This window comes from Specibacter sp. BI4, from assembly GCF_056680095.1.
Window position 1 is genome coordinate 3,093,807 of sequence record NZ_CM155265.1, and the last position, 14,407, is coordinate 3,108,213.

Below are 14,407 nucleotides of genomic sequence, written 5' to 3' on the forward strand. Positions count from 1 at the left end.
CATAGTAGAACTGGCCCATCCGCACCAGTCCGGGCCATCGATGGTCAGTTCATTCTTCATGCGGAGTCTTGTCAGTGGTCGGTGGATTCCCGTGCTGGGACCGCGGACGCAGGGGCGCCGTATTCGGTGGCGGCCCGGGAAGCGAGCAGTTGCAACGCCTGCTCCGACGCGGACCCCGGCTCTGCTGCGTATTGTCCATGCCATCACGCTAGCCCACGCCCAGTCGCTGTGGGAGTCCCTGCCGGCGCCCCTCACGACAGAGACTCCCACAGCGCCGCCAACCGGTGTTGATTGATTACCAGACAGCCGGCAACAGGAAGAAAACCCCCGCCTTGACTTCAGAATCCAGGCAGAACGGCGATGACAGTGTCCGCACCCTGCCCGCAGTCCCAAGGAACGACGTCGGACCTGCCCGGCCTGTGCCGCCCAAGCCGGAACTTCGGTCAGCCCCCGGTAGGGCGCCGCCTGCCGCTGCCTGCACTGTTGGTCATGGTGCTGATGGGGTTCATCCTCATCGCCACCGAAACGATGCCGGCCGGACTCCTGCCGCAAATCGCGTCCGGCCTGAACTTGGCCGAGAGCACCGCCGGGCAGCTGGTGAGTGCCTATGCCCTGGGCACCGTTGTGCTCACCATCCCCGCCATTGCGCTCACCCGGGCATGCGGCGCAAACCGGTCTTCCTGGTCGGAATCGCGGGGTTCCTACTCGTTAACACGATCGCCGCGTTCTCCGGGCTGCTGTGGGGGATGCTGGCCTTCTCACCCATCACCGGACGGCGGTCCTTCGCCGGCTCGATGATCGGCGGCATCCGCGAAACCCAGGACATGCTCGACTTCTGCGCCGAGCACGGCATCGGCTCCGAAATCGAGGTTATCCGGGCAGAGCAGATCAACGACGCCTACGAACGCGTCCTGGCCTCCGACGTCCGCCACCGCTTCGTCATCGACACCGCCACGCTGTAAGCAAAAGACCAGCCCCGCCAGGCCGGAATCCGGTATTCGCCGGGAGTTCACTTGCACTGTAATACTGCTCACATGGCCTACTTCGTGAAACCCGAACACCTCGCCGGTGCGGTGACGGCCCCCATCCCGCCCGACGATTCCCTGCCGCGTGCCTGCGTCATCGGCGCCGGCTCATCTGGCCTGGCTGCTGCCAAGGCGCTCCATGAAGCGGGCGTGCCATTTGACTGTTTCGAGGGCGGGAGCGCTGTCGGCGGCAACTGGCTCTTCGACAACCCGAACGGACTTTCGGCCTGTTACCAGACACTCGAGATCAACACCTCCTGCCCCCGGATGGCCTTCTCTGATTTCCCCATGCCAGCGGATTATCCGCCGTATGCCGGTCATGAACAAGTGCACGCCTACTTCGAAAAATATGTCGAACACTTCGGTTTCCGGCACACGATCACGTTCAACACGAAGGTGGAGGAGGTCACCCGGGATTCCGACGGCGGATGGCTCGTGCGCACCAGCGGCCCGGACGGCGAACGGCGGCACAAGTACGCCGCAGTGCTCGTGGCCAACGGCCATCACTGGGATCCGCGATGGCCCGAGCCCACCTACCCCGGAATCTTCGACGGGGAACAAATGCACGCCCACGACTACCGGTCCGGCGACCAGCTCGAAGGCCGCAACGTCGTCGTCGTCGGCGCCGGCAACTCGGCCATGGACATCGCCGTCGAAGGCTCCCACCGCGCCAAAAGCGTTGCCTTGTCAATCCGCCGTGGCCAGTGGGTGCTGCGCAAAATGGCCTTTGGACGCCCCAGCGACCAGGTCACGCTGCCTGCCTGGCTGCCGTGGTGGGTGACAGGCCTGCGCTTGCGCATCGGGGCGATCACCTCAGGCAGCCTCCGCAGGTACGGCCTGCCGCAGCCGACGCACAAACCCGGCCAATCGCATCCGGTGCAATCGGACCAAATTCGTGAGCGCATCGCTGCCGGCCGGGTCACCGTGCACCCAGGCATCGAGCGTTTCGACGGCGGCGACGTGGTGTTCCTTGACGGCAGCCGCGCCACAGCCGATCTGATCGTGTGGGCGACGGGCTACAAGGTGACCTTTCCGTTCCTGGATGCCGGACTCGTCGCGGCGGCAGGGAACGAACTGCCACTGTGGAAACGGACGGTTCATCCGGATCTGCCCGGGCTGTTCTTCATCGGCCTGCTGCAACCGGTCGGCGCCGTGATGCCACTGGCCGAAGCCCAAGGCGCCTGGGTGGCCGAGACCTTGGCCGGACACTATGTTCCCCCGTCCGGGACCGAGATCCGTGGCCAGATGGTCCGGGACCATGAGCGCAACAAGCGGCAGTTCTACGCCTCGCCGAGACACACCATGGAGGTGGACTTCGACCACTACCTGTGGGACCTCGGACGCGAACGCAGCCGTGGCCGGCAGCGGGCCCTCGACACTGAAAGTCCGGCACGCAGGCGCGCATCCGGCGGGAGCAACACATGAGCCGGCAGGCCGATCCCACGGACAAGGTTGTCGCGATCACCGGCGGCGCCAATGGCATCGACCTCGAGATCGCCCGGCTCCTCGCTTCCTCCAGCGCCAAGGTGGCCATCGGGGACCTGGACGGTGGGGTGGCCAGCGGCGCTGCCCTCAGTCTCGACGGCATTCGGCCCGGCGTGGAACTCGATGTCAACTCCGCTGTTTCCTTCGCGAACTTCCTGGCCGCCGTCGAGGCCGCCTGGGGGCCCGTCGATGTGCTGGTCAACAATGCGGGCGTGATGTGGGTAGGCCCCTTCGATGCCGAACCGGATGCCGCGGCCGAGCGTCAGATCGCGGTGAACCTTCTCGGTGTCATCAGGGGCGTCAAGGTGGCGGCCCCCACCATGGTGGCGCGCGGCTCCGGCCACATCATCACGATTGCCTCCGCTTCATCGATGCTGACCACGCCCGGCGAGGCGAGCTACTCGGCAAGCAAGCACGGCGTCGTCGGCTACCTCAAGGCGGTGCGCGAGGAACTGCACGGCTCCCCGTGAACCTTTCCGCCATCATGCCTGCCGTGGGCGACACGAAGCTGGCTGAGGGAAACGGCACGGGGTCCGCCGGCATGCTGCAGCCGTCGGATGTCGCCGCTGCGGTTTTGCAGACCATTAAGCGGCCGCGCTTCGAGGTCGCCATCCCGGGCTGCATTGGCCCTTTGACGCGGCTGGCCAATGTGCTGGCCGGCCCGTTGCGCGAGATGGTGTTTCGCCGGTTCGTCCCCAATCCGGTCAGCCAGGTCAATCGCGGGGCCCGGGCCAGCCATGAGACGCAATTGGACGAGCATAAATAGGCGGCCGCACCCGCCGTTCTCCCCGGGGAGTGGCGGGCATCAATCCATCCAAGCCCGACGGCGCTCACCCTCCGTTGGATTGGCGGATGCCGTCACCCGACGCCGTGAAGGTGTGTATGAATCCGCCAGCCGGGCCGCTGACAGTGATGTAACCGTTCCTCGTGCCGGGCTCGATGGCGATGTTCGTCGCAGATTCAAGGCCGGCGCCGCCGTCGGGCGTTCCAACGCTTGAAATCAGCCGGCCCTGGGGGTTGTAAACGTCGATCCGGGCAGCACCCCCGTCCACGTACACTGCGGGGTGGTGGGAGACCACGGATGTTCCATCGTCGCCCAGGCTGAGCAGATCGATCCTGTTCGCCGCGTACTGGCTCAACCAGAGGCCCTTGAAGTCGCTCGTGAACGAGTTGCCGTTGGGCGAGGGCGCTTGTCGGCAATCACCGTTGCCCCGGCAGTGTCGTGGTCAATCCGCACCACCCGTCCCCCTGCCGATGCCGACTCGAGGGGCGCACCCGGCATCGCGGTGAAGTCGCTGACATACAAGTCGCCCTCCGCATTAAAGGCAATGTCATCGGGGTTCATCCTGACACCGTCGACGTCGCCGGAAAAGAAGGAGGCCGGGTCCTTGCCCTCGGAGGTGATGCTGGTGATGGTCCCTCCGGCGATATCCGTCAGGTAAAGCCGGCCGTCATGTGGGCTGAACTGTGCAGACGTGAAGGCGCTCGTTTCGTCTGTAAAGACTGCCAGCCCTGCCCGACGGCAAAGGACAGGGCGGTCTCGGGAGTATTCCCGAAACCGCCCTGTCAACGACCACGCCACATTACCGGTGCCGCAGTCACTTGGCGATGGCGCCTACCTCAGTGGGTCCTCCGGTCCAGCGTGAGCCTGCGGTGCTGCCGGTGCTGCCGGTGCTGCCGGTGCCGCGGATGCCGCGGATGCCGGCGGTGCCGGTATGGCCTGTTTGTTCTCCAACTTCTGCAACGACCGGGCAGCAGCTTCGCGCCCACCCAGGCCGTAGGCGAGTCCCGCGGCCAGTGCGCCGCCGATCACCAACGCGCCGAACGCCATGTTGATGATGGAGTCCGCCAGGCCCATGTACTTCAGGCCCATTGCGACGAACAGTGCGATCGTGGCCCAGCGGATCACCGTGGCCGCCGTTCCTGGTCCGACGATCGAGACCACGATGTTGGCGATCAGGAACCCTGCAGCGATGATCAACCCGCCGAAGAGCACCTTGCCGCCCAATGCCAGGATCTGGTTGAGGATGGCAGTGACTTCCGGGAAGTTCAGCTGCCGTGCCGCCATGATGCCGAAGAACAGCATGATGGCGATCTTCACCAGCGTCGAAATGATGCCTGAGGCGCTCTTGTCGGCGGGCACGATGCCCCACTTGTGCACAACCGCGTCGGTGCCGATTCCCTGCAGTGTGCTTTCGAGAATGCTGCCAATGAAGCTGGCGATGACAAAGCCAATGGCGAGCAGGATCAGTGCGGCGATGATTTGCGGGATCGCGTTCATGATCATGGTCAGCATCTGCTGGGCCGGATCGGCGATTGCGGCGATGCCCAGCACCTGCAAAGCGCTGATTCCCACCACGATAATTATGATCGCGAAGAGTAAGTTTCCGATGATGGAAATGATCTTGCCGTTTTGTTCATGTGCTGCGACCAAGTCATTCTCGGTCTCTCCGCGCCTGAATCTTGCGGTGATTTTGCTGAAGTCAACAGTGCCCAATGCAGTGGTCACCAGCTGCCGCACGATCTTGGCGATCATGTAACCGATGAAGAAGATGATGCCCGCACCCATGAGGTTCGGAACGAAGCCCATGACCTTGCCGAGCAGATCCTGCACAGGGGTCAGGACCTCGGACAATGCGAAGACCTGCAGGATCGCGACCAGGCCAAAGAGCCAGACGACCAGTGCCGCTACCTTCCCAAGAGACTCCCCAAGCTGTTGCCCGTCGTTCCCCTGCCGCTGCAATCCCTTGACTCGTCCCACGAGCTTAGCGATGGCCCACTTGATCACCTTGGCCAGAAGCCAAGTTACCAAGAGAATTATCAAAGCGATGACGACCTTTTGCGCCATGCCCGCCCAATCGAAACTTTCCATGTTCATGTGAACTCCTTGACTATGGGAATACTTGACTATGGGAATAATCGTGCCTGCGAGCTGCTGTCCTTTCTGAATAGGTTGCTGACTATAAAAAACACGTTATGTGACACAAAAACAAGCATGCTGCGAACCTCAACTAACCTCGAGATTTCATGCCGGCACCATTTCGCGGCACGATTGAGGCAGCATTTAGTGGCGATTTTACGGCCGAAACGGTGCCTATGACATGGGAATTAAAGCTGCCACACAACATTTCCCAGGAATGTTCAGGAGCACCTTGCAGCTGGTGGCAGCTGGCCGGACGCGGGAACACCGCGGCCACGAAATTATTCAAGCCGGTTGGTGCCAAGGGAAGGTTGGCGCCTTCTTTTTTCCGTTTTCCCTTGGGCCGGTTGATCCACACAGGGTCTGGCAGGTCGAGGATTCCGGGTCTTGACGTTGATGCTGAATTGATGGTGTTTCCGCAAGTGCGAACACTCCCGATCTTCGGGCCGTTGCAACTCGCTGCAACTCGCCCACACCCTCCCCGCGAACGTTGAGCCCCGTCAACATCGACTCAGCTTGGGCAATTGACCACGTCAGAGAGGATTTTCACCCCAAAATTGGGTGACATGTCCCATAATCAAGGAGTCGCATGCTTTGGGTGGGGGTACGCGGCGAAGAGACTGGGCAGTTGCCTGGGCTCACCGGCAATCCGGGTTGCGCCGGCTTGCCCACCTCGGGACCATGGCGGTCCCCGGGGTTGCCAAACAGCGAAGGACTCAGCTATGTCACGGACGGTATTGGCGGTTCTTCACGCGAGGAACAAATCACTTCCCCCCACTGGAAGTCCTTTCGCCAAGAGGGGAAAACACCTTGCGCTCTTCGTGGCGGTGAGCATGTGCATGATGGCAGGTGCAGTTCCGTCCCACGCTGACAACACCGTGTCGGCAGCTGAGGATCCAAGTCCCGCCGGCAGTTTTGCGTGGGAAGGTTTCAACTGGCAGAAGCGATTCTGGGGTGGGGCCCCGCAATACAACCAGAGTTTTGATCCGTCCAATGTCAGCAGCCCTGATACCAACGGCTACGTGAGCTTGAAGATATCCAACCCGAGCGGATCGGCACCGGCGGGTGCTGAATTTCAGTCCACGCGCCAAGGTTTCGGCTACGGGACGTACAGCACCACGGTGGAGAAAAACATCAACCTGCTCCAAAAGGAAGTGGTCTGGGGTTGCCTTTTCCCCTATGACCCCGAAGCGTCACCTGGTTTCAATGAAATCGATTTATGTGAAGCCTCGGCATGGGGAGGAGGAGCCAGCTACGGAGAGTCGTGGCCCGTTACCCAAGGACATGGTTATTGGTTTGATGCCAGCAAACCGGCCGGCGAAGGAAACAGCACAATCATCTTTGACGTGACCAACGATCCCATCCTGACCCATAGGTTGATCTGGGAGCCGGGTAAATTGACCTTCGAGACGTATGCCGGTGAAGGTTACACCGGCACCTTGCTCAAGAGGACTGTGATGCAGGGGGCTACTGTACCCGTGCCGGCCAAGGAAGCCATCCACTTCAACCTTTGGGTCACAGGGGGCGGTGGTGGCGACCCGGCGCATGTGGTGCCGGAAACCGTCGTCGTACGCGACTTCTCCTTCACTCCGCGAGCCATCCCGCCCCTGACGCTCACAGCGCCTGCCCCTACCATTGGTGGCACCTTGCGGACAGGCTCCACCTTGACGGCGAATACAGGAACGTGGACCACGGGAACAACTTTGCAGTACCAGTGGTACCGCTCGGGAACAGCCATCCCGGGAGCCACAGCTAAAACGTACAAACTTGTTCAGGCCGATAAGGGCGGCACGATCAAGGTGCGGGTCACTGGATCCAAAACCGGTTACACAACGGTCGCCAAGTACTCAGCAGCTACGGCACCCATAGGATAGCCGGTTGAAACTGCCGGGAACCGTGGCGGAATGTCCACGGTCCCCGGCAGCATCGGGCCATCGGATAGTGTCTAGGACTTCTTCGCGCGCACCGGGACGATTCGCTTTACCGCCATGCCGAGTGCCAACATGGCGAAGGCTGCAAGCGCGAACCAAAACAGCTGGCCCGCACCCGTCATGGCCAGAGCCGCCGATCCTACTCCTGCTGCCATAGGTGCTGAGGGGTTGTTGTACATAATTATTACCAAACTTTCTTATTGTTGAAAATTGCATCCATGTAGGCCTTGGCGTGAACCACCTGCAGGAAGAGATCAATGATTGTTTCGTACATGGTGGCCGCCAGCAGCATGTATTTCCATCCCCTCAGCCGCACTGTCACGACCCGTTCGATCACGAAAACGCCTGTCACAGCCATCCAGACGGCGTGCATATGCAGGCCCTGCCCTGATCCAAGGGCGACGGCGATCGAGGAGAAATACGCCATGGTCACCAATACACCAATCATCGAGAGAACTTGGCGGCCCCAGTAGGGACGGGTGATCTTGGTCCAGCCGTACTGCACGCAGTTCTCCACCGCACCCCGCTTCCACCGGAGCCGCTGTGCCCACAGCTCACGCCAGGTGGGCATGACCTCGGTGACCAGGGTGCAATCGGCGGGCGAGGTGATGCTGTAGCCCAGGGTGAGCAGCGCGAAGGAAAGCTCATTGTCTTCGGTGAGAACCGAGGTGTCATAGATGCCGCCGTGGCCGTTGCCAGCAGGCAGAAGCCCCTTGATCCTGGCGGTGGACACGCCTTGGAGGGTACGCACCCGAAACAGTGCTGCCGTGCCTGTGACAACAAGGCATTTCCCGTGGAGCCGCTTCACGTCCCGGGCATACCGGGCGTATTCGTTGCGTTGCAGGTGACCAACGAAACCTCCACCGGAGCCGCCGCGAAAGACGCCACCGACGGCGCCAAGGTTGTTGTTGGCGCTCAGGTGGCGCACGGCGTTCTCGATAAAGTCCGGTGACAATTGGGAATCGGCATCCTGGACCAGGATCAGATCATCCGGGTCGGCATCCGCCAGGATCCCGTTCAGGGCAAAGTTCAACGCTCCGGCCTTTTTGTCAGTATTTGCCACGGTGCTGATCACTTCGGCACCGAAATCTGCAGCGAGTTGCCCTGTGGCATCCGTGCAGTTGTCGGCAATGACAATCACGCGGTCCGGACGGCGCGTCTGCAGTCCTAGTGATTCGAGTGTTTCGATAATCGCTCCGGCTTCGTTGTGGGCGGGGACCAGAACGGTCACTGAACGGCCACCGGCACGACGAGTGCCATGCTGGATTTCCGCGGTGATCTCCGGCAACGCGCTGGGGATTTTCCTTGCATCAATCAAGTTCTGGTGTTGCATCGAATTTCTCCCCGTGGTCTTGTTTCGCTGCCATTTCTTACTTTGGCAGCGGCACCTTAACCAACAGACAAGAAACCGTCAGGAATGAAACAGGACTACCGCAGGACTGGCTCAGGGATTACTCAAGACAGCACAACATTGCTTGGCTGCTGCGTTAATTCACGTCCAGATGGTGGCGTTGGGCGACGCCTGGCCGACTCAGTGGCCATGCTTTCGCTGCTTCGCACCAGGGGAATCCAGAACCTCAGGGTCCAGATGGAATCGATTTTCCCGGCAAGATCACTGGCCGCTGCTCGAGCCTGCCGACGACAGAACCAGCTGCGGCCTGCGGGCGCCTGCCGCTTGCCACTTGCCACTTGCCACTTGCCACTTGCCCAATCTCGGTCAGGAGCGCATCCGAGAGTCCGGCAACACGGCTTCCACTCCCCCGTGATCGCCGGGTCGCTGCCCTCCGATGCTTCCTCCTGCCCCAGCACATCAAAGGAGAAATCGGCCCCGGTTTATCCTGGTCCAGCACGGAATTGCGTTGCCCGTCCATGCTGGTGGTTAAAACCACAACCGTAATCGCAAAGGTGAGCATCGTGACGGGAAAGAGCCAAGGCCCGAACATGACCCCGGCGCTCACATGGCAGGACTGGAATACCGGATTCCAAACAATCAGCAAACTCGCCAATGTACTGGCGACCACGGGAGTTTTGGGAGCCACACCAGAGGCGCAGATCCAAAATATCGGGAGTGGCGCAGGCATGTCCACCGAAGAAGGCAGGGTCGGGATGGCTAGAAACGACGCCGGGTGGAGTTTGTCCCAAGGAACTACGAGACAGGCGGGTGTCAAGAAGAATGGAAGCTATGCTTGGATTTCGTGTACCCGCAGGGTGCTCTGGTAGAAACGCCGGCCAATGAGCTGATTTACAGTTGTGTCGGTCAAGACAACTTCGATTTGGATAAAAAATATTCCCCAGGCTGGGGTGATGGCATCCACGCGGCTGATACACAAAAGTGATGATCGGAATGGGAAGAGCCCAGAGCCCGCCACTTTGGATAATGCCATACTGAAGATACGAACGGGTTTAGGGCCCACGGTTCTTTTGTTGGGGCACCATTTTCCAGTTTTTTAGTGTTTTAGTGTTTTAGTGATTCAGTGGGGGAAAATGCGCAATCCTCGTGTGGCGGTCATCGTTGAAGATGACCAGGATATCCGGGAACTTATCAGCGTAATTCTCAACCAATCAGGATTTGAGGTTCACGCTGCCAGCACCGGTGCCAATGGTGTTGACGCTGTAAGGGCCAACAATCCTGCCGTTGTGACCCTGGATCTGGGGCTTCCGGACATTGACGGCTTCGAAGTCGCGCGGCAAATCCGCTTGTTCAGCGATGCCCACGTCATTATGCTCACGGGCCGGATAAATGAAATGAACACCCTGCTGGCGTTGGAAACCGGAGCCAATGACTACCTCACCAAGCCATTCCGATCCCGGGAGCTGTGGGCGAGGATCAGCGCAATGATGCGCCGGCCAAGGTTTGCTGGCGAAGGGCCACCCGCTGCAGCAGAAAGCACCTCCGGGTCCGCGTCAGGCAATCCGGAAAGCAGTGAACGGCCTCGTATTGAACAGAGGGAACCGTACCGCGGAAGTGGACGGTACCGAATTGGAGTTGACTCGCACCGAATTCGATCTGCTCCACGCCCTCGAGGACAGCGGTAAGCAGGTGCGCACGAAGTCTGACTTGGTACGCCGACTCCGCGGTGAGGAATACGACGTCGGCACGTACATTAGCGATGCCGACGAACGGACCATTGAGGTCCACGTTGTAAATTTGCGTCGGAAATTGGGCGACAATCCGCGAGAACCGCGCGGATCAAAACTGTGCAGCCCGGGATCTGTCCGAGTCGTCCAGCCTCGGCTTGACGATACCCGCACATGGAGTGGGATAAGACGTGGTCCTCGGCGTGTGGGCTGACCGCCGGCCCCGAAACCTTGAGCGAGACATGCTGCTTTGCCCACTTTCAACAGCACCCGTTCACCCCGTTCCAAGGGCGCCAGCTGTTCTAAATCTCCACGGCAGTTCAAGTAGAGGCCAAAGCCCTGTTTGACGGGCATCAAGAGCGGCTGCGTGGCCGTGAATCGATCGTGTCAGTGGGGTCCTTTGCCTCTATCGATGCTCACTAGGACGCCACAAAGTGGTAAGAAACGAAAGCGGTGTGATGACATGACTATTAATCCGTCAATTGACGGTACAAACCATCCCCCGGTCCGTGGTCAACAGGGAGGGGCAGGCGCTGTTGTTGCTTTGGTGCTTGGTACGCTGCTTGCCCTGTTTGGCGCAGGAGGGATCATCGGCGGGGCCGCCTCAGCAGTGGTAACGTCCCAGCAGGGGGCTGACGGCTATTTCAATTCCCAGACACGGGGGTTCTCCACCAATTCCTATGTGCTCTCCTCCGAGCCGGCCGAGATCGGGGTCGACAAGATTCCCTTTGACCTTGGCACCATCCGGCTTAGTGCCACATCCACTGCACCAGGCGGTCAGGTGTTCATTGGCATTGGGCCAAGGGCTGAAGTGGACAACTATCTCCAGGGCGTCCACACAAGCAAAATAACCGGCATTGAAACGTCACCGTTCAAGGTGAGCTACGCCGACGTGCCTGGATCTGCGATACCAGAACCTCCGGCGGAGCAAAGCTTTTGGGCTGAGTCGTCTTCCGGAGTCGGCACGCAGCAAATCACCATGGATTTGCGCAGTGGTGACTGGGTCGTTGTAGCCATGAACGCAAACGCCAACGCCGGGGTCAATGTGAACATGCAGGCAGGTTTCCACTCCGAATTGTTTGGAGCTTTCACGGCTGCCTCGTTGATTGGCGGGATTGCATTCCTGATCCTCGGGGCGGGTTTGATCGTCATGGGTGCCGTCGGTCTGGGCCGCCGAGTCCCGTCATCATTGCACGGAACACTGGCACGACATGCCACAGAACCCGCTAACCCCAGCCGCATGCCCGCAGAGGAACCCCTGCGTCTTGGCAAGGACGACGGCGTGTCCCCAGCCAGGGTTGTGCCGAAGGGACACTATCCTGCAAGCCTCTCCGGGCAATTGGACCCGCAGTTGTCCCGCGGGCTGTGGCTCGTCAAATGGCTTCTGGCCCTGCCTCATTTATTCATTTTGTTCTTCTTGTGGTTCGCCGTCTTTATCACCACAATCATTGCTGGATTCGCAATTCTCTTCACCGGCCGTTACCCACGGGCTCTATTCAACTTCGCCGTCGGTGTCCTGAGATGGAACTGGCGGGTGGCGTTCTACGCCTACTCGGCCTTGGCCACGGACAAATACCCGCCCTTCACACTGGCATCAACCGACTATCCCGCCGATTTCGAGGTTGACTACCCCCAACGGCTCTCTCACGGACTGGTCTTGGTCAAGTGGTGGTTGCTGGCACTCCCCCATCTGCTGATAGTTGCCATTTTCACCAGTGCAGCCTGGTCGACGTGGAGTCAGACAGGTGACTGGTCATCGGACTACAGCCGTGGCCTCGGGTTCTCCTTGCTTGGCATTCTGGTGCTGATCGCCGCCGTCATGCTCCTGTTCACCGGCCGATACGAACGGACACTTTTTGATTTGATCATGGGAGTCAACCGATGGATCTACCGTGTCGCCACCTATACCCTCCTCATGCGCGATGAGTATCCGCCATTCCGGTTGGATCAAGGACCAGACGAACCAGCTCACCAATGATGGAGCACTCCATGGGAAACCATTTTGAAAGATACGCTGAAGTTGCGGAAATCTTGGCGCGGCATGGCTTTGGCTCTGTGACAGCCAAGATTGGATTGGGCCGGGTACACCTGGGGCCGGGCCCGTGGCCGCGGGAGGACATCTCGAATCCAGAGCGGTTGCGACGGACGTTGGAAGAGCTGGGACCGACCTTTATCAAACTCGGGCAGGTACTTTCCACCCGGCCCGACATTCTTCCATTGCGCTTCCTAACAGAACTGTCCAAACTTCAAGCCGATGCCCCGCAAGTCCCTGCTCACATCATCCGTTCCGTCATCGAGCAGGAACTGGGGGCAACGCCCGAAGAACTCTTCACCACCTTTGACAACATTCCATTGGCAAGCGCCTCCATTGGTCAGGCACATGCAGCGACGCTGCATGACGGCACCTCCGTCGTGGTCAAGGTTCGGCGGCCAGGTGTCGTCGCCCAGGTCCAGGAGGACCTCGAGATCCTGATGAACCTGGCCCAGCAGGCAAGTCGCAACTGGGCTGCGGTGGCAGATTACAATCTTGAGGCGATTTCCGCCGGGTTCGCTGCGACACTCCGTGCGGAACTCGACTACCTGCAGGAGGGTCGCAATGCGGAACGTTTCGCGAGGAATTTTGCCAATGATCCCAGCATTCATATTCCGAAAATATTCTGGTCCACGACCACTTCCCGGGTATTGACGATCGAACGAATCCACGGTCTGAAGATTGACGACGACCAGGTCCTGGCGATGCCTGTCGTCGACAGAAACCATCTGGCTGACCTGGCAGCCAAGGCAGCAGTCAAGATGATCTTCGAGGACGGCTTTTTTCATGCAGACCCACACCCTGGCAATTTGTTTGTTGAATCAATGACTCGAATAGGTTTGATTGACTTCGGCATGGTGGGAGAAGTTGGCAAGGACCTCCGCGACCATCTTGGAAACCTGTTGATGGCATTCAGCCTCGACGACCCGGACCGGATCTGCAAGTCATTGCGGGAACTCTCCGTCAACCGCCCCAGCACTGATCGAGGACTGTTGAGGCAAGATGTCCTGACCTTCATGAAGCAGTATCAGGGCCGCCAACTGGGCCAAATCGAAATCTCGCCACTCATCTCCCAAGTACTGGCCATTCTGCGCGACCACCACCTACAGCTGCCCAGCGAAATGGCAATGCTGACCAAAATGATTTTCATGACCGAAGGAATGGGTGCACGCCTCAATCCTGCCTTTAACCTCGGATCAGTGATCAAGCCCTATGCCAGAAAGTTGGCCTTCGACCGGACAATTCCACACGATCTCCTCCGCAACCTCTCCCAATGGGGTTTGGACGCCGCTGAGCTCGGTGTCAAGCTTCCGGATAGGGTGCGACGCCTGCTTGATCTTATGGATGACGGTTTTGAAGTCCACCTGCGCTCAGAGGAATTGGCACCCCTGGTCACCCGGGCTGAGAGAATTGGCAACCGTCTCGTCGCCGGGATGATAGTTGCGGCATTTGTTCGAGGAATCGGCGAGCTGACGGCTGCAGACCGGGAGCGGCTTCGGACCTGGCAAAACGCCCTGGTAGCCGGCGGCGTCGGGGTGGTGTCGGCATTGGGCGGCTACCTCGCGTGGACAGCACGGCCCACTGGCGGTGGAAGGCGTTAGTGTTGCTCCGGGCCCGGGCGCGGCACAAGCCTTCGTCCATGTGCCGACGTCGCGGTGATCCCCCAGGGGGGGACTTCTTGCGCTTCGGACTCCAAACCGCAGGCGTCAATCTGTTGGCCGCTTCAATCTTGGTCTGCGCGCACAGGCCTTTCCCGCAACAGCCAGATGGTTGAGCGAAAAGACTTAGGGGGTGGTTCCAGGCACTCACAGGCAACGCCAAAGTGAAAACCCTGCAACAGGTCCCACGCCCCAGCAGCGCGCTTCCCGCTTCCCGCTTCCCGCAGAAATTACGACGTACCCATCTTGTCGTCTTAGACCAAGTGGGTGCACACGTT

11 protein-coding genes and 2 pseudogenes are annotated in these 14,407 nt (G+C 60.0%); 8 read left to right on the top strand and 5 right to left on the bottom strand.

The window, feature by feature from the left end:
* Positions 1-752 precede the first annotated feature (752 nt).
* From AC1L6K_RS14200 to AC1L6K_RS14215, 4 genes and pseudogenes are all read left to right on the top strand, one after another.
* Positions 753-962: pseudogene (locus AC1L6K_RS14200) on the top strand (alcohol dehydrogenase); the annotation flags it as partial.
* Between the two features lie 72 nt (positions 963-1,034).
* Positions 1,035-2,450: a flavin-containing monooxygenase gene (locus AC1L6K_RS14205; protein ID WP_480949512.1), complete on the top strand. Its 1,416-nt coding sequence runs from the start codon at positions 1,035-1,037 to the stop codon at positions 2,448-2,450.
* Entirely contained in the window at positions 2,447-2,980 is a 534-nt protein-coding gene (locus AC1L6K_RS14210) for an SDR family NAD(P)-dependent oxidoreductase (RefSeq protein WP_480949513.1), read from the top strand. Before AC1L6K_RS14205 ends, AC1L6K_RS14210 begins: the two co-directional genes overlap by 4 nt.
* Entirely contained in the window at positions 2,977-3,276 is a 300-nt protein-coding gene (locus AC1L6K_RS14215) for an SDR family oxidoreductase (protein WP_480949514.1), read from the top strand. The genes AC1L6K_RS14210 and AC1L6K_RS14215 overlap by 4 nt, the downstream gene beginning before the upstream one ends.
* Positions 3,277-3,340: 64 nt before the next feature.
* Here the strand turns inward: AC1L6K_RS14215 and AC1L6K_RS14220 are convergent, their stop codons facing one another.
* The 3 genes from AC1L6K_RS14220 to AC1L6K_RS14230 are packed head-to-tail and all read right to left on the bottom strand — an operon-like array spanning position 3,341 to position 5,388.
* Entirely contained in the window at positions 3,341-3,649 is a 309-nt protein-coding gene (locus tag AC1L6K_RS14220) for a hypothetical protein (protein WP_480949515.1), read from the bottom strand.
* Positions 3,646-4,080 carry a hypothetical protein gene (locus AC1L6K_RS14225; RefSeq protein ID WP_480949516.1) on the bottom strand — a complete coding sequence of 145 codons (435 nt, stop codon included), beginning with the start codon at positions 4,078-4,080 and terminating at the stop codon, positions 3,646-3,648. The genes AC1L6K_RS14220 and AC1L6K_RS14225 overlap by 4 nt, the downstream gene beginning before the upstream one ends.
* Before the next feature lie 45 nt (positions 4,081-4,125).
* Positions 4,126-5,388 carry a mechanosensitive ion channel gene (locus tag AC1L6K_RS14230; protein ID WP_480949517.1) on the bottom strand — a complete coding sequence of 421 codons (1,263 nt, stop codon included), beginning with the start codon at positions 5,386-5,388 and terminating at the stop codon, positions 4,126-4,128.
* 764 nt (positions 5,389-6,152) lie between these two features.
* Between AC1L6K_RS14230 and AC1L6K_RS14235 the strand changes: the two genes are divergently transcribed.
* Complete coding sequence (locus AC1L6K_RS14235; protein ID WP_480949518.1) at positions 6,153-7,304, top strand: hypothetical protein; 1,152 nt, start codon at positions 6,153-6,155, stop codon at positions 7,302-7,304.
* Between the two features lie 71 nt (positions 7,305-7,375).
* Here the strand turns inward: AC1L6K_RS14235 and AC1L6K_RS14240 are convergent, their stop codons facing one another.
* Positions 7,376-7,540 carry a hypothetical protein gene (locus AC1L6K_RS14240; RefSeq protein WP_480949519.1) on the bottom strand — a complete coding sequence of 55 codons (165 nt, stop codon included), beginning with the start codon at positions 7,538-7,540 and terminating at the stop codon, positions 7,376-7,378.
* A gap of 5 nt (positions 7,541-7,545) precedes the next feature.
* Complete coding sequence (locus tag AC1L6K_RS14245; RefSeq protein ID WP_480949520.1) at positions 7,546-8,694, bottom strand: glycosyltransferase family 2 protein; 1,149 nt, start codon at positions 8,692-8,694, stop codon at positions 7,546-7,548.
* Positions 8,695-9,845: 1,151 nt separating this feature from the next.
* On the opposite strand from AC1L6K_RS14245, the pseudogene AC1L6K_RS14250 reads away from it, so the two are divergent.
* The 3 genes and pseudogenes from AC1L6K_RS14250 (at position 9,846) to AC1L6K_RS14260 (ending at position 14,072) form a co-directional block, all read left to right on the top strand.
* Positions 9,846-10,653: pseudogene (locus AC1L6K_RS14250) on the top strand (response regulator transcription factor).
* Positions 10,654-10,902: 249 nt separating this feature from the next.
* Positions 10,903-12,417, top strand: coding sequence for a DUF4389 domain-containing protein (locus AC1L6K_RS14255; protein WP_480949521.1), 1,515 nt, complete (start codon positions 10,903-10,905; stop codon positions 12,415-12,417).
* Positions 12,418-12,428: 11 nt separating this feature from the next.
* Positions 12,429-14,072, top strand: a complete 1,644-nt coding sequence (locus AC1L6K_RS14260; RefSeq protein WP_480949522.1) for an ABC1 kinase family protein — start codon at positions 12,429-12,431, stop codon at positions 14,070-14,072.
* Positions 14,073-14,407 lie beyond the last annotated feature (335 nt).

Coding starts and splice junctions, on each gene's coding strand:
- AC1L6K_RS14205 (WP_480949512.1), top strand. CDS start 1,035: ATGGCCTACTTCGTGAAACCCGAACACCTCGCCGGTGCGGTGACGGCC.
- AC1L6K_RS14210 (WP_480949513.1), top strand. CDS start 2,447: ATGAGCCGGCAGGCCGATCCCACGGACAAGGTTGTCGCGATCACCGGC.
- AC1L6K_RS14230 (WP_480949517.1), bottom strand. CDS start 5,388: ATGAACATGGAAAGTTTCGATTGGGCGGGCATGGCGCAAAAGGTCGTC.
- AC1L6K_RS14235 (WP_480949518.1), top strand. CDS start 6,153: ATGTCACGGACGGTATTGGCGGTTCTTCACGCGAGGAACAAATCACTT.
- AC1L6K_RS14240 (WP_480949519.1), bottom strand. CDS start 7,540: ATGTACAACAACCCCTCAGCACCTATGGCAGCAGGAGTAGGATCGGCG.
- AC1L6K_RS14245 (WP_480949520.1), bottom strand. CDS start 8,694: ATGCAACACCAGAACTTGATTGATGCAAGGAAAATCCCCAGCGCGTTG.
- AC1L6K_RS14255 (WP_480949521.1), top strand. CDS start 10,903: ATGACTATTAATCCGTCAATTGACGGTACAAACCATCCCCCGGTCCGT.
- AC1L6K_RS14260 (WP_480949522.1), top strand. CDS start 12,429: ATGGGAAACCATTTTGAAAGATACGCTGAAGTTGCGGAAATCTTGGCG.